The organism is Paracoccus pantotrophus (assembly GCF_008824185.1).
In the GTDB taxonomy this organism is placed as follows: domain Bacteria; phylum Pseudomonadota; class Alphaproteobacteria; order Rhodobacterales; family Rhodobacteraceae; genus Paracoccus; species Paracoccus pantotrophus.
The window spans coordinates 1,144,855-1,162,271 of record NZ_CP044426.1 but is presented as its reverse complement, the minus strand read 5'-3'; the positions used below and the strand labels follow the sequence as shown (position 1 = coordinate 1,162,271).

Here is a 17,417-nt window from a genome sequence, read left to right as displayed (position 1 = left end):
TGCCGAGACGGCGCAGGCGCAGCGTCCGCTCGAACTGCCGCTTCGGCTCTGCCGGTTCATGGCGCAGGTCGAGGAAACGGGCATCGGCTTCCTCGACCATGGCGCGGTCGATCCGGGTGAAACGGTCTTGGTCGATTTCGGCCGACAGCTTGCGGGTCTGCTCGATCTCGGTGACGGGGCCGAGTTCGAGACTGGCAAGCTCGCTGGCGCGCTCGCGCAGGCCGGCGGAAAGGTAGTCGCCATTGATGACCAGATCCCCGCCGGTATCGTCGCGGCCGTTGACGATCACATGCACATGGGGATGGCCGGTATTGTAGTGATTGACGGCAACCCAATCGAGTTTCGCTCCGAGGTCGGCTTCCACCTGCTTCATGAAATCGCGGGTGTAGGCCGTGAGGTCCGATAGCTCCGCGCTGTCCTCTGGCGAGACGATGAATCTGAACTGGTGGCGGTCGTCCTTACCGCGATCAAGGAAGGCGTCGCCATCGGCGCGGTCCTCGGTCGCCGAATAGAGCTGGCCGCGCTCGCCATCGCGTGACGTGCCGTCGCGCTGGACATAGCGCAGATGCGCGCGGGCGCGGCCGCCCTTCCACGCGGCCCGGACGCTGCGCTGCTTGACGATCACGCGGCGACTGCCGGGCTGGCGATGATGCCAATGGCCGGAGATATTGCGGGCGCGCACGAAGCTCGCGCCCCGGCCGCGCTTCACGCCCTTGCCGCTGGCGACCACGGCGCGGGAACGGCCCGGCGATGACGGGCGAACGGATGACGGCATGGAAGGATCGCGGGAGGCCGTTGCCTGATGCTGCCGGGTGATTTTCCTGACCTGCGTGAAAAAGCTTTTGGTCTTGCCGGCCTTGGGCGTGTCGGATCGGATGCGGCCGGGCTTCGGACGGAAGCGGTTTTCGTCGTCGGCGCTCAATGGCACGACTCCAGCCAAAACCGCCGGAAAACGGCCGATATGGGCCTATGGTGCCGCTCGAAACCCTGCAAAGCCAAGGCTTTGCGCGAAATCGCGGCACGCCGCCCCTCAAAACCATGGTGCCGGAACCGGCCATCTAAACAGTGTGCAGACAACAATAATTTCCAGAAGCGGCCCGATATGGTGCCGTCTTCTTTAATCTTGCCCTCCGCCCTTTCTGTCTTTTCTGCCCCTCCTGCCGGGAATCCTGCCGGGCGCAAACCTGCCCGACCGGATGCCGAAATTAGCGCCGCCGAGCGCGGGAACGCCGCCCTCATGGCGTTCCCCCGTCGCTGGCGCTCGCCACGAAAATGCTGTCGCCCTGCGACTCTGCATCGACGGGATCGCGCGCCGGAACGGCAGCGCGGCCGTCGGCGGATTGCGCCTCGGACGGCGGCGCGGCGGCAGGCCGCGCGTCGCCCGACCGCATGACGAACAGCGGTGCCGCGCGCCAATCGGGCGGGGGTGGCGGTGCGGATGACGGCGGTTCGGTTGCAGCCGCGCCGCCAAGGATCGGGGCGAGCGCGGCGACATAGGCGCGTGTCTCAGCGGGAAGAGGTCGGCCCGTCGCGCGGTGCTCGTCGTAGCGGCCGGGACCGGCATTGTAGGCCGCCAGCATCGCGCCGACATTGCCGTATCGGTCGAACATCTCGCGCAGGTAGGCGGTGCCGGCGAGGATGTTGTCGCGCGGAGCGTAGGGATCGCGGCCGAGACGATAGCGGGCGCGCAGGCCCGCCCATGTGTCGGGCATCACCTGCATCAATCCAATCGCCCCGGCCGACGAAACCGCGCGCACATCGCCCGCGCTCTCGGCGCGCAGCACGGCGCGAATCCAGTGCTCGGGGATGCCGAAACGCTGCGACGCCTCGGCGATATGGGCTGCATAGGGATGGGCGGCGGCCGGGCGCTCGACCGACGCGGATTGTGCGACAGCGACGCTCGATCCGATGCAGACGGAAAGCGCCCCCGCCAGCAGCAGGACGGCACAACGCCATGCCTGCCTGTCTCCGCTTCGCCGCCAGTCTGCCATCGTGCTCGCTGCGGTCAAGGGCGAGGCGCAAGCGCCGGCCGATGGCCGCCCCTGACCTTCGCTGCGCGCGCCGGCCGTCTGGTCGCCGAGCGGGACGAAGGGATGAGACGGTTTTCCCGCGAACAAAGGGATGCCGATCTTGGACCGGATGACAGGCCGGACGCGCGCGGCCGTCATTCCTCATCCTCGATCTTCCGGGCGTGCTTCCAACGCAGGGTCCAGACCGAAGGATCGTCGTTGGACTGGAACAGTTTGGCGCGGATCGGGGACGGGAAGATTGGCCCCTCCAATCGCATCGACACGAACTCGCCAGCGTTCTCGCTGGAGTCTTTCCATGCGGGGCCGGCATCCGGGCCGTCGTCGCTATCGAGGCGCGCGCGATAGTCGGGCGCGTTTTTCACGTCGCTCGGCTTGGCCGGGACGATGAACAGCTTGTCACGGAGGCCGAACGAATGAAGCTTCCCGGCGTAGCCGGTTTCGGTGCGGGTGAAGGTGCCTATCTCTGCCATGGGAAATCTCCTGCGGTTGATTTTCGGGGGGTGGTTCAGTGGGTCGGCGCGCGCCACTCGTAGCGGCCGACGCCTTCCTCATCGGTCCAGAGCGGGACCGCTCGGCCGATGACGGAAACTGCGGGGATGGGTCCGAAATACCGGCCGTCGAGGCTGTCGCGGACTTCCCAGTTCATGAGGAAAAGCTGGTCGTCGCCGATGACGCGGCAGCCCTGCCAGATGGGCAGATCGCGGCCGAAGCTGTCGCGCTCCAGCGCCTCGCCCATCTCGATCCCGTTCACCGTGATCGTGCGGCCAGCGCGGCAAACCCGCTGTCCGGGCAGGCCCAAGACGCGCTTCAAGAGCGAGACGCCTCGTGCGATATAGCCGCGCTCGACCATGAAAGCGGCGAGCGGTTCGGGCGGCATGACGGCGACCAGCTCGGGCACGTCGATCCGCTCGGCCGGTTCGACGGTGTAGAAGCCGAGGGGCGCGCTGGCCGTGGCGTTCCAGATCAGTTTCGGCGGCGTCTCGACCGCGCTGGCAGCGGCGATGCCGAGCACCGCCAGCGCCGTCACCGTGAGGGTGCGGCGGCGTGTCATGGGTCGATCCTCCGGCGATGAAGCCAAGCGGCATGTCGCTCGGGGGTGTAGGCGTGCGGCTCCAGATTGGCGGTCAAACGGTTATGGACGTGCCGCCAATGCTCCGGAGAGGCGTCGGCCGGATCGAGGCCGAGCGCATCCACGGCGTCGATAGCGACAAGCGCACGCTGCACCTTCGGCCAGCCGTCGAGGCGCAACAGGATTTCGCCGCCGGGGCGCACGAACGGCAATGTCTGGAACGGCTCGCCGCGACCGATGGCGCGCACAATGTCGATGCGCGAAACGACAGTGCCGTGCTCGCCTTTTGCCCATCGCACGAAGGCAAAGACGCTGCCCGGCGCGAAGCCGACGACGCTGCGGCGGCGGTCGATGATCTGCTCGTAGCTCTTGCGGCCGAAGCGTATCCAGTGCTCGACCTTGCGTTTCTCGAAGGTCAGCTCGACCAATGTTGTGAAGGGCGCAGGCCCGTCCGGCAGCGGACGGCCGTGCGCGCTGCGGTGGGCGCGACGGGTCATTGTTCGTCTCCGGTGATGTGCTGGGGGCTGCGCGGGCGCAGCGCGTCGAGCGCGGCCGTCATGGCTCGCCCCTTCGGGCAGAACCGGCACCACGCTTCGCCTGCGCGCGCGTCAAAGAAAAAGAGTTAGATTCTCTGTTAGATAAGTTAGCGGTCGGATTCCGCGTTTCAGGCCAAAGCGTTAGCTGCGGTTCGTGCGCCTGATCTGCCGATAGTGATGCGCCTGATCTGCCGATACCCCGTGCGCCTGATCTGCCGATGGCATTAACAGGGTTATCAACAGTGCCTGTTGACAGGTTTTCGGGGCGGATGCGCAGCAGCTCGCGGCCGTCTTCCCGCTCGATCTGGAGCAGGTAGCCGGGGAGCTGCTGGCGGGCCGCGATGCGGCGCAGGTCAAGCGCGAAGTCGGACGGCCGGGCGAGGCTGCCGGATTTCTGGTGAAGGTGCGCGACCTCGAAAATCCAGCCGTGGCGCTGGTGCCCGGCGTGCTTTCTGGCGACGCGGTAAAGCCATCGCTCGATGCCGCCAGTCAGCCGGAAATAGGCAGGGTCGATGGTCAGGACCAGCGAACGGTCGATGACGCTGTTGTAGAACCATTCGGGCAGGACGAATTCCATGCCCTCGACGCGCCCGGCGCGCGTCGTCATTTCCTCCCACTCGTTAATCCACGAGAATTGCCGGCGACGCCAATGCGGGCCGTTGCGGATGGTGGTGGCGATGACGGTCGATTGCAGCCGCGCCAACGCGGCTTTCAAAAGCCGGTATTGGTGATTGCCGGTCGGCCGCCCGATGGCACGCAACAGATAGTAGGGCGTGAACCGGAAGAAGCGCGACGTGGTGAGGCCGTTGTTCTCGGCCGCGACGATCTGCGAGGCCGCCCATATCAGCACATCGGCATCCCAGATGGTCGCCATGCCGTGTTCGGGCATCCCGAACACCTGCACCTCTATATCGGCGGCCTTGTAGAGAATCGGCTTGGTGCGCGGGGTCTTTGCCAGCGAGAAGAACGGCCGTTCCATCAAGTCACGCTGATCGCGCGGCGGCGCATCGCCCGTGGCAACCACGAAGGGGTCTAGGCGGCTGCGCTCGCTGTCGTCGTTCGGCGGTGCGGGGGCGTGATCGTCCTCGCGCAGCATCTAGCACTCGTCCCGTTCTTCGGGTGTGAGCGGACGCGCCGGAAAGACGATGCCGGCGGTCTTGTCGCGGGTGGATTTACGTTCGCCGACCGCGCTCCAGTCCTCCAGATCGCGGACGGTGTAGAGGACGCGGCCACCGACCTTGCGATAGGTCGGGCCGGTGCCGTAGGTGCGATGCTTCTCAAGGGTGCGGATGGATATGCCGAGGAAGCGCGCGGCCTCCTTGGTGCGCAACAGGCGCGGCGGCAGGCCCGCAAGCGGGTTGGGCATGGATCACCTCCAGTCGGGATTGGGCTGCCGGGGGCGGCAGCGGACTGTGGCGAACCATGGCGAGGGATCGGCGGCGCGTAGCGTGCCGCATTTGCGCCTATGCGTTGGCGGCACCCCCCTTTGGGCGGTGCGCCGCTAATAGGTGAGGGATTTCAGGGGCTCGCTGCCTGCCGCGCCGAAAAGCCAGAGACATTCCCACGCGGTTCGGCTAATAATGTGAGTGGAGCAGACGCGCTGCTCCGGGGCGTCGAAACCCCTCTGTTACCGTTTGGTGCCGGCCGTTACGGCACCGCACTCCTTGACCTATGGTCGGGGAGCCTGTGGCGTATACAACAGGCTTTCCGAGCTAAAGGCCATGGGGCCGTGTAACAGCGGTTTCGAACTCCCCGATCACCAAGAGTCAGAGAGAATCGTTTGCGGGGGCGCACCGCAGACAAAGCTCTCTCGGATACGGGGAATGACTATGCGGGTTCCCGTCGAACTCGATCCCGGTGTGGATGATGAAGCGCCGACCGGCGATACCATAACCGTCTATGACGAACGGCATTTCGTGACCTATCTTCGGCTGCTCGACGCCAAGGCCGAGGGGGCGGACTGGAAGGAAGTCGCGCGGATCGTGCTGCACCGTGATCCGGTCGCCGATAAACTTCGCACCCGCCGTTGCTGGCAAAGCCATCTCGAACGCGCGCAATGGCTATCGCGTGAGGGCTATCGGAAGATTCTGGAACAGGCGGCGTCTAGGGTCAGGATTCATAACCAATAGATGACGAGAGCCGCGAGGGCGATGGCTGAGAGGAACACCTTGGGGCATCGGTCATAGCGGGTCGCGACGCGCCTCCAGTCCTTGAGCCTGCCGAACATGATCTCGATGCGGTTACGCCGCTTGTATCTCCGCTTATCGTATTTGATCGGCGTCTTGCGTTTCTTCCGGCCTGGGATGCAGGCACGTATCCCCTTGTCCTGCAACGCTTCTCTGAACCAGTCAGCGTCATAGCCACGATCCCCGAGTAGCCATTTGACGTTTGGCAGACCACTCAGCAGGGCCCGAGCGCCGATATAATCGCTGACCTGTCCAGCGGTGACGAACAGGTCGATCGGTCGCCCCTGACTGTCGCAGATGGCGTGCAGCTTGGTGTTCATACCGCCTTTGGTTCGACCGATCAGGCGACCACGCCCCCCTTTTTGGCGGCCATGCTGGTCGCCGTTCGATGGGCCTTGAGGTATGTTGCGTCGATCATCACGGTCGTTTTCTCGCCGTGTTCCGCCGCCAGCCCGGCCATCATCCGCGCGAAGATGCCCTTTTCGCTCCAACGCTTCCACCGGCTGTAGAGCGTCTTATGTGGGCCATACGAGGCGGGCGCATCGCGCCAACGCAAGCCATTGCGATTGATGAAAATAATCCCGCTCAGCACCCGTCTGTCATCAACCCGGGGCTTCCCGTGCGACCTGGGAAAGAAGGGAGCCAGGCGCGCCATCTGCGCGTCGGTCAGCCAGAAGAGATCGCTCATGTCACCGCTCCGTTTTCGGAGGCGTGAATCACGCAGCGCAACAGAAATCAATGCATCCTGACCCTAAGTCTCAGTCCTCAGAAAGGAATTTCGTCATCCAGATCGGGAGAACTGGAATTGTCCATGGGAACCGCACCCTCGGTAGATGCTGTTGGCGGTTCCATACTTTGAGCGTCACCTTCGATAGGGGCTGTCCAGTGCCCGGCGATCTGATGCCAATCAACTTCGCGCTTGTTGGCACCTGTCCAAACATCCCAAAAATCAGGGTCGGCAGATTGGGGCTGATGCTCCTTTGCCAACTCGTCGATCTCGACCAGCACGGGAATAGGCGTCGCCCATCCCAGCAGGATCGCCTGTTTTGATGGCAAGCTGGGTAGATCGCGCAGTAACCCACCCACGTTGTCTGGTACAAGACGCGCGACAAGGTTTTGGTCGGAATCGTTGACTATACGATGGAGAATGAAGGTGTTGCACTGAGCCAGAACGGTCGGCGAAAGCTCTGATGGTCGCTGCGACGACAGCACCAGACCTAGGCCGAATTTGCGACCCTCGCGGGCAATGCGCTCGAAAATTTCCCGGCAGAGCTGGTTAGGACTGGACGCTGGGCCATCGTCGTCCTTGCCGCGTCGAATGAATGTGTGCGCTTCTTCCAGCACGAGGACTGTGGGCAGTGATAGCCCCTCTGCATGGAGCCGCCGATAGCGTTGCAGAGATTCAAAAATCACCCGCGCCAGCACGGCCACAACGACATGCACGACCTCGGAGGGGACCAAGGAGAGGTCGACGACAGCTAGTGGGCCATTGCGTGCGCCGTCATCACCGATGTAACTTTTTAGCCATTCCTCAAAACTGGTTGGCGGTGCCTTCCCAATGACGCTTCCAAGCCGTTGATCCGCGAGCATGCTGCGAATACGAAGGCCAAGCGTGCTAATGAATGCTGCGAAATTTCCGCCTTGCTCGGCAGCCAGATGATCCAGATGTTCGGCAAGCAGTGAGACATCGAAGGGAACAGGAGCGTCTTCACTGATTGCGGCGGCTGCGCCGACAATATCCGGTAGGGCGTCTGTAACAACAGCGATGGCGTCACGGGCCGACTCAAGATCGCTGACCAAGAAGTCATTGAAATAGGTCGGTCCCGATCGCCGGGAGTCAACAATCTCAGTGATTGTTGCAGAAAGCGTTTGCAGCAGCGTCATCGCTGGGTCGTCGACCGATGCCGCAAAATGCGCGGAATCCTCGCCGATGCCGCCCAGCAAGCGCGCGCAATCAAACCGGGGACCGACCGCTCCGGCGAAGGCGGTGCTTCCCATATTGAGCATAGCGGTAATGCGGCCACTTGAAACAAGCAGATGCCGCTTGATGGTGGCTTCTCGCGGTACATCTTCATGATGGCCGCTCTTCAGTTCTCGTATCCCGCGCAACAGAAGCGGACGTTGAGCGCCCGGCTGGGCATAGGCAACGGCAGTCCATTCATGGCCGCTCCAAAGCCATGCCGGAACATCCAGTTCTCTTTCAGATCCAACGACTGGTGGGACTCGGAACAGACGGAGCTGATCTTTTCGATCCGCAAAGGCTTTGGCATATTCGCCATTGGGATCAAGAACGATGAAGCGCGCGTTCGGATGGCCTTTTCGGCCCGCGTCACTCATCGCTTTTGCTCCCGCGTCGAGCGACCAGCGGAGCAGCCCGGCAACCGTACAGGACTTGCCGCTGCCCGTGTTGCCGAGCACGGCGAGATGTCTGCCGAACAGCTTGTCGGGATCGACCTTGATCTCGGCGCTCGATGCAAGGGCCGAAGTCCCGATACGGACACGCCGATCCGACTCCTTCGCACCAACGATAGCCTCGACCTGTTCAGGCGTCGGCATGAGTACCTGATCGCCCACTGACGGAAACGCGGCGACGCCGCGCGACAGTTCATACACTGTCTGCTTCGATGCTCGGTCCCGCCGAGACGTGAGTGTACCGACAGGCGAGACGCACATCTTTCGCAGTGGAAACGGGAGGTCGATCAGACCGAAATCTTTCAAGCCCGACCGTTTGGGATAGGGCGACCGCTCTATCCCGATCCATGATATGTAGGCGACCGTCGCGCCGGCCTCGTTAGGAATAAGGACATAGCCATTGAGGCGAGGAAATGCGGCAGGTGTTCCTGTGTTCAGCGCCGTTGCCTGGGGTGCATCCAATTCGAGCAGGATGCGGATTTCATCAGGCGAGACAGACTCAACCGCGCCGATAACCAAGCCAGCAATGGACTCTATGGGCGTGGTCATGCTGTTGTTCCGCCGCCTAACAATTCGTCGAACTCATCGGTGGCCGCAGCAGCAGCAGCAGCAGCGTCTGGTGCGGACGGATGCTCTGGCGGGCGGTGCTTCAAGAGTTCGGTCATGCGCCCGGTGATGTAATCAAGCGTTGGTTTCGGGAGATAGTTTTCAATCAATGTTGTGAGATCGCCGAAATGGGGACCGATCAACAGCGATACCTGCGCCTCGCGAATCCGTGAAAGAAAGCCTTTCAAGCGGTCATCCGCCGAGTAGGCGAGCACCACGAGATGGGTTGATGGGATCGTCAGCATGTCGAGCAACACGCGGTTGATGTGATCGTCCCCGAAGCCATAGCCGTAAGTGACGACAACCGCGTTGGGCCTGCACGTTGCGGCGGCAAAATCACGAAACAACTCAGCGTACGGATACTGTGTCGTTTCGACATCCTTCGCCGGGTTCGGATAGATCATCACCGTATCGACCGGGTTTTTGGGCAGATCGGTGTGATCGGTAGGGGCACCAAAGGGTATGCCCTTCCGCAAAATCTTCCGTTCTGTCGTGCTGAATAGCCAGTCGAGAGAACCATGAAGTTTGGTCAGGCGGATGACGCCTTCCATGAAGCGTGGTTCCCCGCGAATGCCCGGCGGGTTGTAATGCACATCAACCTCGACGCGGGCTGACCGGAAAACAGGCGTGAGCGCTCCAACAAAACGGTCGATAATACGAAGCCCGGCGAGGTCGCAACCGTGCTCAATCAACCTGTCGTAGTTCGTAGTGAAGACATGAAGCCTCTCGCGCGAAGCCGCGCGACTGGCGAAGCTGAGTAGGAACGACTGAACTGCCCCTTCTGCAATGACTCGCTTTGCCGGATCGCCGCTGATCAGCCCGGCTTCAGTTTTGAGAAGTGATTCAAGGAAATTACGGAGTTGTACATCCATCGCGGATTTAAGGGTGGCGGCTTTAGCCGGATTGATGATCTTCAACCCCTCATAAACCGAAAGGGCTGCCCGGAACTGATCCTCGATATTGGCCGAACCACGCCCCATGCGTGCCGCCTCATTCGCAGAGAAGTCGTCGATCTGCTTGTCGAACTCGCTCCCGAATACAACCTTCCCCATGCTTGTGGCATTGACTCCGGCTATATATCCCACGGCGGTCGTGAAGCCGCTACCTATCAAAAGATTCAAATGTTCGGCCTGAAAAACAGCGGATAACCAAGGTTCGATCCGCTTTCGCGCTGACGCGATGAATTTATCTAGCTCGTCGTCACCCGCAGGCAGATCGCTCCATGATTCGGAATGGCTCCCGACGCGATACGCATGCCCGTCATCCAGATTCATGTTTCCCCCCGAACACATCCTAAACGCTCTGACGCGTGACTACCTTGAAAGGTGTTTTTCGAGAGCACTGTTAATCGCTTTGAACAAGCGTTCGAACCGACTTTCAATTGCCGCTGGCAAGACCGATGACGGGTCGTCCGCCATTTTTTGCAGGAACAGCCTTGTCGGTCGTGTTTTATGAAAGCCAATCGAGAGCGCTTCGAATGCCGCTTCGAAGCGACGGGCTATGCGAGGAATATGGGTATTAAGCTCTAACTTCTTGCCCTTCAGTTCCTTTGCATAAGTTTCGCGCACAAGGGCTTCGTAAACCGCCGGGTCCAATATATCTTCAATATCAGATTCAGCGGGTGGTGTTTCAAAGGCTTCGCTGGCGAACACTACGTTATCGGACCGGATAAGTTTGCCCTTGACCAAATCGTCTCGTGTTGCCTTCGCGTCTTTTTCCTCATCAAAGAGAACCAAGACCTTCAGTCGTTCCGACGTTAGCAGCGCTACCATGTAGTGGACTTTTTGCGCGCCTCCGGCTGGCGTTATGGTCAGCCGTTCATCAAGGCCGACTTTACCTTGGTCGTTCAGATACGCAGAAACTGCCGACAGAATCCAAAAATCGGTGACGCCCTCAACGACCAAGTTGTTCGGCCCGACGAACAGGCTTTGGGCAAGGTCGTATCCAAGCGCAGCTTGCAGAGGAAACAATGTGCGGGCGTCTCCATTCGGGTCGTTGGAGACGGTCGTGCCGTCGTCTTCGGCGATGTTAACCGTCCGCACCCAATCCAACTGGTGCGTTGGGACCATGAACGGCGAATGCGTTGTGTAGACGATTTGGTTGGAGAAATCGTCTTCTAGGTGGCGAAGCAAATCGGCCTGTGACCTCGCGTGAAGATATAGGCCGGGTTCATCCAGAAGCAAAATCGCGCCGTCCGCATCCCCGTCTTCCGTGTCTGCCGCGAACACAATGTAGAACGCGAAGAACCATTGAAACCCACGGCTCCGTTCGTCAAGGTTCACCTCAACATCATATGTGCTGTTTGGGTCGGAGATCAGCGTATCGAAATGGTGCGCATCTAGATTGAAGCGAACCTTTAGTTCGCGGTCTTTCCACCGCTTGCGAATAGCGGTCGTGACGACGGCACCAGCGCGGTTAGCCAACTGTCCGCGCGTCTCTTGGCCGTTGCTTTGCGACAGTTCGTGGAGCTTTTCAGGGCTAAGACCAGCGACCTTGCAAAGCTTTTCAAAGTTTATGTCGGCCGCGGTCTGCTGTGCTTCGGTCTTACGTTTGAGGAATTGAGAAATATCTTGATGGCCTTCTATTTCTGGATAGTCTTCAAGATACATGAACTTCGGTAGGCGTTCGATAATCCAGTTGCGAGCCTTTGTGTGCGCTTCCTCGTTTCCGGGGATGGCTTCGGCCATTTCTTCCAGCGCGACGATTTTCTGGTCTTGGGCGTCGGTAAGCTCAGTATCGGCCGCTGCAAGCGCCTGCCGAAGCGCGGCAAGCGCCGAGGTTGCCGTTGAGGCCCATTTTACGGCGGTAGCTCCGGCACCGATAGCGGCAACGAATGCGTCTGAAGCACGCTTCAACTCGGCCTTTGCATCGTCCGGCAACTTCGACGCTTTCGCCTTCACCGCCGCGTCAATCTTACGCGCGTCGGCCTTGATCGCGGCTAGATCGAAAGTCGCTTCTGGTGCGTCGATGCCAACATAACGCTTGTCACCATATCGACGGCCAACTGTGACTTCAGTCACGCCTTCAGCGGCCGGCCAAATCTCAGCTAGGCGGCGCTGTTCGTACTCGCTCAATTGCCATGTGGAGTCGACAACCGGGGTGTGGTCGTTGCATTCTGAAAGCTTACGATGTCTCGGAAAATCCTTGATGGGATTGAGCGCCTTGAAGCCGTCTGCTGGGTTTAGACTATGAAGCGCCCGCAAGACGTTCGACTTGCCGCTCTCGTTTCGACCTAGTAACGCCGTAATACGAGAAACATCAACTTCACCGCTATCGTTGATGGATCGAAAATTCCTTACGCGAAAAGACTTGAGCTGCATTCGACGCCTCCCCCTGAGGCAAGAGGATAGGCTGTTCGTGATCCGGCCTCAATACAGTACGTAGCATCCGGACCATCGACGAAGCGGTCACGGCAGGACCGCCTCCATCGGACTGGCTTTAGCATAGCGTCCACAAACTGAAGAGCGATGGGATGCTCCCGAGCCATCAGCTAGAAACCGCAAACGGTCCTCAAGTACGGCGATAAACATCGAACGAGGTGTTCTAGGGTCAGGATGCATTGATTTCTGTTGCGCTGCGTGATTCACGCCTCCGAAAACGGAGCGGTGACATGAGCGATCTCTTCTGGCTGACCGACGCGCAGATGGCGCGCCTGGCTCCCTTCTTTCCCAGGTCGCACGGGAAGCCCCGGGTTGATGACAGACGGGTGCTGAGCGGGATTATTTTCATCAATCGCAATGGCTTGCGTTGGCGCGATGCGCCCGCCTCGTATGGCCCACATAAGACGCTCTACAGCCGGTGGAAGCGTTGGAGCGAAAAGGGCATCTTCGCGCGGATGATGGCCGGGCTGGCGGCGGAACACGGCGAGAAAACGACCGTGATGATCGACGCAACATACCTCAAGGCCCATCGAACGGCGACCAGCATGGCCGCCAAAAAGGGGGGCGTGGTCGCCTGATCGGTCGAACCAAAGGCGGTATGAACACCAAGCTGCACGCCATCTGCGACAGTCAGGGGCGACCGATCGACCTGTTCGTCACCGCTGGACAGGTCAGCGATTATATCGGCGCTCGGGCCCTGCTGAGTGGTCTGCCAAACGTCAAATGGCTACTCGGGGATCGTGGCTATGACGCTGACTGGTTCAGAGAAGCGTTGCAGGACAAGGGGATACGTGCCTGCATCCCAGGCCGGAAGAAACGCAAGACGCCGATCAAATACGATAAGCGGAGATACAAGCGGCGTAACCGCATCGAGATCATGTTCGGCAGGCTCAAGGACTGGAGGCGCGTCGCGACCCGCTATGACCGATGCCCCAAGGTGTTCCTCTCAGCCATCGCCCTCGCGGCTCTCGTCATCTATTGGTTATGAATCCTGACCCTAGGGGCGCGGAGCCCAAGCAGCCAAAGCCTTATAGGTCATTTTGGAGGGCTATGGCGTAGGTGTAGTTCTCTGTTTCGTCGGCTTCGGCCCGCCACTTGCCCTCGCGAAAGCGTTCTCCCCATCCGGCCCCGGCCGGATTTTTCCGTTGTTTTCGAGGGTTATGCGGGTGGGGCTGAGCACTGCCCCCGCTGCCGGGCCGTCCGGAAGCGGTCTCTCAGGCGGGATATTCTCCGGACCTGATGACTGCGCGGATTTGGTGAATAGCTTTCAAAGATCTGAAACGATTGAGTTTTCGAACGTGCACCTGAGCACTTCGATGCCAGTGGCGTGCTGGAACAGGAAAAAAACGCCTCCGCGCTCTCGCCGAATGGTCCTTCGGCGGGGGCGATCGATATTGCGACGCCTGCCAAACGACGTGCCCGGACTGCCCGGCGCGGCTAAACCGGCCGCTGACCTATGAGGGCTGGCAGGTCTGGGACCTGGTCGGCCGCCTCGGCGGCCAACTCCGGGTTCTGCCCGGCGCGGTGATCGGCTGGGATATGTCGGCGGCGCTCGCCCTTGGCGACGCCCTCGGCGTGCGGCCGCTCGCTGCGGCCGAACTGCTGCCCATCATCGAAGCGGCGATGGTGGCCAAACTCAACGAACAGATGGAACGCCCCAATGGCTGAAAAACGCGTCAGCGTCCGCCTAGCGGCGGTCGGTGGTCGGCAGGTGCGCGCCGAACTGGAAGGCGTCGGCGAAGCCGGTGCCCGAGGCTTCGGTCGGCTCAGCCGGGAGATGGAGGCGGCCAACGCCCGGCTCGCCGCCTTCTCGCGCCGGGTGCGTGTGGCCGCCGCAGCTGCCGTGGCAGCGGCTGCCGCCGCTGGCGTGGCGATGATCCGGTCGGGCCTCCAGACCGTCGATGCGCAGGCGAAACTCGCGCAGTCGCTCGGCACCACCGTCGCCTCGATACAGACCCTGGAACGCGCGGGCGAGCTGGCGGGCGTGTCCATGTCCGGGATCGAGCAGGCCACCAAGGACCTGACCCGCCGTCTCAGCCAGGCGGCCGCCGGGAGCGGTCCCGCGGCCGACGCGCTCGACCGGCTGGGTCTTTCGGCCAACGACCTGATCGCGCTGCCGCTGGACCAGCGCGTCGGCGCGATCAACGCCGCCATCGAGAATTTCGTGCCTGCCGCCGAGCGTGCTGCCGTCGCGGGTCAGCTTTTTGGCGAGGAAGGCTCCATCGCCATGTCGCGCATCGACACCGCGACACTGCGCAAGGCGACCGAGGACGTGCTTGCCTTCGGCGTCGTCGTTTCCGAACAGGACGCCGACCAGATCGAGCGCACGAACGATGCCTTCTCCCGGCTTGGGCTGATCTGGCGGGGGCTGTCGAACCAGCTTGCCGTCGCCGCGGCACCCGCGCTCGAGGCGATCGCAAACGCCATGGCCGCCATTGCCAGCCGTACCGGTCCGCTCGGCATCGCAATCCGAGGGCTTTTCGACAACATCGGCCGCCTGACCACCTATGCCGTGACCTTCGCGACCTTCCTCGCGGGCCGCTGGGTCGCCGGGCTGGCCGCCGCCGCGCTGTCGGTGCGTGGGTTCGCCACCGCGCTCGTCGTCCTGCGCGGGGCGCTGATTCGCACCGGCATCGGTGCGCTGATCGTCGGTGTGGGCGAGCTGATCTATCAGCTGTCCCAATTCGTCGCCCGCGTGGGCGGGGTCGGCGAAGCCTTCCGGCTGCTCTCCGATCTGGCCTCCGAGGTCTGGTCGCGCATCGGGCTCGCGCTCGATGCCGCGCTGGCCCGCATGGCGGCCGGGTGGCAGGGGCTAAGGGCCGCCGCGCTCTCGGCGCTCGACGGCACCGTCGCGGGCGTTGTGGGGTTCGGCGACCGCACTGTGGCAATCTTCCAGGGCGCGTATGACGGTGCGGTGGCGATCTGGGGCAGCCTGCCGGGCACCATCGGCGACTTCACCTACCAGGCCGCAAACGGGCTGATCGGCGGGGTCGAGGCGATGCTGAACGGCGTCGTCACGCGCATCAACAGCTTTATCGAAACGCTGAACGCCGCGCTGGCCCTGCTGCCCGAATGGGCGGTCGGCGAAGGCGGCGTGCGGATCGGCACGCTCGACGCAGTGGACCTGAGCCGGATCGACAACCCATTCGAGGGGGCCGCGACGGCGGCCGGTACGGCAGCGGCCGATGCGTTCTCAGACGCGCTCGCCCGGACCTATATCGCACCGCCCGATCTCGGGCTCGGTGCCATGGCGGATGACGCGCGTGCCCGGGCCGATGCCTATCGCGAGGCTGCGGGTATGCTGACCGATGCCGCGACCCGGCCGCTTGCCGCCTGGCAGGCGCTGAAGGATGCCGTGACCGGGTCCGGCACGGAAGCTGGGACCGCGCTGACAGATGCCGCGACCTCCGCCGATGCACTGGCGGCCGGGCTCGACGACACCGCTGCCGCGGCCAATGGCGCCGGAGGTGCTGCCCGCGATGCCGGAACCGCTGCTGGAGACGGGGCGGAGCGCGCGCTGACCGGATGGCAGGCCGTGACGGCGGCGCTCTCGGACTATGCCAGCCGGGCTCGGGAGATTGGCGGCGATATCGGCCAGAGCCTCGTCAGCGCCTTCCAGTCGGCCGAGGACGCGGTGGGAGAGTTCGTGAAGACCGGCAAGCTGAACTTCCGCGATCTGGTGACCTCGCTCATCGCCGATCTCGCCAAGCTCGCGGCGCGGCGGTTCATCCTCGGTCCCATCGCCAACGCGCTCTCGGGCGCGCTTGGCGGCGCGGGCGGGATCTTCGCCAATATCCTGCACGCAGGCGGCATCGTCGGATCGTCCGGCCCCTCGCGCATGGTCCCGGCCATGGCCTTCGCCGCCGCACCCCGGATGCATTCGGGCGGTGCGGTGGGGCTTCGCCATGATGAGGTGCCTGCGATCCTGCAGCGCGGCGAACGCGTGCTCTCCCGGCGAGATGCGCAGAGCTACGGCACGGGCGGTGGGATCTACGTCACCATCATGGCCCGCGACGCCGAGAGTTTCCGGCAATCCCGCACGCAGGTCGCGGCCGACATCGCCCGGGCGGTCTCGCTCGGGCGCCGGGGGATGTAACCCATGGCGTTCCATGAGGTCCGGTTCCCGGACAACATCAGCCGAGGCGCGCGCGGCGGGCCCGAACGGCGCACCCAGATCGTCGAACTTGCCTCGGGCGACGAAGAGCGCAACGCCAGCTGGGCCAATTCGCGCCGTCGCTACGACGTGGCCTACGGTATCCGCCGGGCCGACGATCTAGCCGCCGTGGTTGCCTTCTTCGAGACGCGGAACGGTCGCCTCCATGGCTTCCGGTTCAAGGACTGGGGCGATCACAAATCCTGCCTTCCCTCGGGCACGCCTTCGCCGACCGACCAGGCGATCGGCACCGGCAATGGCGCGACGACCGCCTTCCAGCTGGTGAAGCGATACGCCTCGGGCAGCCAGTCGTGGGTGCGGACCATCACCAAGCCGGTCGCGGGCTCGGTCACCATCGCCCTGAATGGCGCACCGCAGGCGTCTGGCTGGTCCGTCGATACCACGACCGGCGTCATCACCTTCACCACCCCGCCGAGCGCTGGCGTCGCGGTCACCGCAGGCTTCGAGTTCGATGTCCCGGTCCGCTTCGACACCGACGTGCTCGACGTGACGCTCGACCTCGAGCGGCTGGGCTCGATCACCTCCATCCCGCTTCTGGAGATCCGACGATGAACGACGAAACCGGATTTCTGGCGGCAGCGCTGAAGGAACTGCTCGCCTCCACGGCGGTGATCCTCGCCGCCTGGGGCGCGCTCGGGGGGGCGACCAATGCGCTGACGACGAAGATGCGGCTGCGCGATGCGCTACGCCACATCCTGCTTGGCGGTCTGATCGCGGCCGGGATGGGCAGCCTGTCGATGGCGATCATCACCCGTTGGCTCGGCCTGCCGCCCGAGGCGATCCCGGCCGGGGGCGCGGCCGGATCGGCGGCCTATCTGGTCGGCGTCTTCGGTCCCGCCTTCATCGAGGTGCTGCTCGCCCGTCTGCGCCATGCCGGGAAAGGCGATGGCGATGCATGACCTTCTCCGCCTCGCGCGCTCCCTGCGCTGCGACCCGTCCGATCCCGGCCAGGCCTTCCGCCACCGGCTGGGCGTCGGCATCGCCATCGCCGCGCTGATCCTGATCCTCTCGCTTCTGGGGTGAT

The 17,417-nt window shown here is 62.9% G+C and carries 17 protein-coding genes and 1 pseudogene; 7 read left to right on the top strand and 11 right to left on the bottom strand.

All coding sequences use genetic code 11. The annotated features are described in order from the left end of the window. Positions 1-316: 316 nt before the first annotated feature. The 7 genes and pseudogenes from ESD82_RS22645 to ESD82_RS16185 all read right to left on the bottom strand — a co-directional run. Positions 317-775 (bottom strand): annotated as a pseudogene (locus ESD82_RS22645) (hypothetical protein); the annotation flags it as partial. Positions 776-1,235: 460 nt separating this feature from the next. Further along, positions 1,236-2,168 (bottom strand): lytic transglycosylase domain-containing protein, encoded by a 933-nt coding sequence (locus ESD82_RS16210; protein WP_147427878.1) that lies wholly within the window; start codon positions 2,166-2,168, stop codon positions 1,236-1,238. Then, positions 2,165-2,500, bottom strand: coding sequence for a DUF736 domain-containing protein (locus ESD82_RS16205; RefSeq protein ID WP_147427880.1), 336 nt, complete (start codon positions 2,498-2,500; stop codon positions 2,165-2,167). Before ESD82_RS16205 ends, ESD82_RS16210 begins: the two co-directional genes overlap by 4 nt. Before the next feature lie 35 nt (positions 2,501-2,535). Beyond that, positions 2,536-3,081, bottom strand: coding sequence for a S26 family signal peptidase (locus ESD82_RS16200; RefSeq protein ID WP_147427882.1), 546 nt, complete (start codon positions 3,079-3,081; stop codon positions 2,536-2,538). Next, a complete protein-coding gene (locus ESD82_RS16195) occupies positions 3,078-3,596 on the bottom strand; it encodes a DUF2840 domain-containing protein (protein ID WP_147427883.1) in 519 nt (172 codons plus the stop codon). The genes ESD82_RS16200 and ESD82_RS16195 overlap by 4 nt, the downstream gene beginning before the upstream one ends. 58 nt (positions 3,597-3,654) lie before the next feature. After that, positions 3,655-4,731, bottom strand: a complete 1,077-nt coding sequence (locus ESD82_RS16190) for a replication initiator protein A (protein WP_147427884.1) — start codon at positions 4,729-4,731, stop codon at positions 3,655-3,657. Next, positions 4,732-5,001: a helix-turn-helix transcriptional regulator gene (locus ESD82_RS16185; RefSeq protein WP_147427886.1), complete on the bottom strand. Its 270-nt coding sequence runs from the start codon at positions 4,999-5,001 to the stop codon at positions 4,732-4,734. Between the two features lie 463 nt (positions 5,002-5,464). Here ESD82_RS16185 and ESD82_RS16180 point away from each other — a divergent pair, with 463 nt between their 5' ends. Then, positions 5,465-5,764, top strand: coding sequence for a DNA -binding domain-containing protein (locus tag ESD82_RS16180; RefSeq protein ID WP_147427888.1), 300 nt, complete (start codon positions 5,465-5,467; stop codon positions 5,762-5,764). On the opposite strand, the gene ESD82_RS16175 is transcribed toward ESD82_RS16180, so the two are convergent. From ESD82_RS16175 to ESD82_RS16160, 4 genes are all read right to left on the bottom strand, one after another. Continuing rightward, a protein-coding gene (locus ESD82_RS16175; protein WP_147427659.1) for an IS5-like element ISPso2 family transposase occupies positions 5,752-6,509 on the bottom strand; the annotation gives its coding sequence in 2 pieces (ribosomal slippage) (positions 5,752-6,185 and positions 6,185-6,509; 759 coding nt in all). The genes ESD82_RS16180 and ESD82_RS16175 overlap by 13 nt on opposite strands. A 77-nt stretch (positions 6,510-6,586) precedes the next feature. Continuing rightward, positions 6,587-8,782 (bottom strand): ATP-binding protein, encoded by a 2,196-nt coding sequence (locus ESD82_RS16170; RefSeq protein WP_147427889.1) that lies wholly within the window; start codon positions 8,780-8,782, stop codon positions 6,587-6,589. Then, entirely contained in the window at positions 8,779-10,113 is a 1,335-nt protein-coding gene (locus tag ESD82_RS16165; protein WP_208852060.1) for an SIR2 family protein, read from the bottom strand. Before ESD82_RS16165 ends, ESD82_RS16170 begins: the two co-directional genes overlap by 4 nt. Before the next feature lie 39 nt (positions 10,114-10,152). Next, positions 10,153-12,159, bottom strand: coding sequence for an AAA family ATPase (locus ESD82_RS16160; RefSeq protein WP_147427891.1), 2,007 nt, complete (start codon positions 12,157-12,159; stop codon positions 10,153-10,155). 290 nt (positions 12,160-12,449) lie between these two features. Between ESD82_RS16160 and ESD82_RS16155 the strand changes: the two genes are divergently transcribed. The 6 genes from ESD82_RS16155 to ESD82_RS22475 all read left to right on the top strand — a co-directional run bounded on the left by ESD82_RS16155 (position 12,450) and on the right by ESD82_RS22475 (position 17,416). Next, a protein-coding gene (locus ESD82_RS16155; RefSeq protein ID WP_147427659.1) for an IS5-like element ISPso2 family transposase occupies positions 12,450-13,207 on the top strand; the annotation gives its coding sequence in 2 pieces (ribosomal slippage) (positions 12,450-12,774 and positions 12,774-13,207; 759 coding nt in all). A 536-nt stretch (positions 13,208-13,743) separates the two neighbouring features. Further along, positions 13,744-13,887: a DUF7697 family protein gene (locus tag ESD82_RS16150; protein WP_244314530.1), complete on the top strand. Its 144-nt coding sequence runs from the start codon at positions 13,744-13,746 to the stop codon at positions 13,885-13,887. Then, positions 13,880-16,315, top strand: a complete 2,436-nt coding sequence (locus ESD82_RS16145) for a phage tail tape measure C-terminal domain-containing protein (protein ID WP_147427895.1) — start codon at positions 13,880-13,882, stop codon at positions 16,313-16,315. The genes ESD82_RS16150 and ESD82_RS16145 overlap by 8 nt, the downstream gene beginning before the upstream one ends. A gap of 3 nt (positions 16,316-16,318) precedes the next feature. Then, on the top strand, positions 16,319-16,945 hold the full coding sequence (locus ESD82_RS16140) for a DUF2460 domain-containing protein (RefSeq protein ID WP_147427897.1): 627 nt from the start codon (positions 16,319-16,321) through the stop codon (positions 16,943-16,945). Next, on the top strand, positions 16,942-17,292 hold the full coding sequence (locus ESD82_RS16135; RefSeq protein WP_058248933.1) for a hypothetical protein: 351 nt from the start codon (positions 16,942-16,944) through the stop codon (positions 17,290-17,292). Before ESD82_RS16140 ends, ESD82_RS16135 begins: the two co-directional genes overlap by 4 nt. After that, a complete protein-coding gene (locus ESD82_RS22475; protein WP_269846609.1) occupies positions 17,285-17,416 on the top strand; it encodes a hypothetical protein in 132 nt (43 codons plus the stop codon). Before ESD82_RS16135 ends, ESD82_RS22475 begins: the two co-directional genes overlap by 8 nt. Position 17,417: the final 1 nt, after the last annotated feature.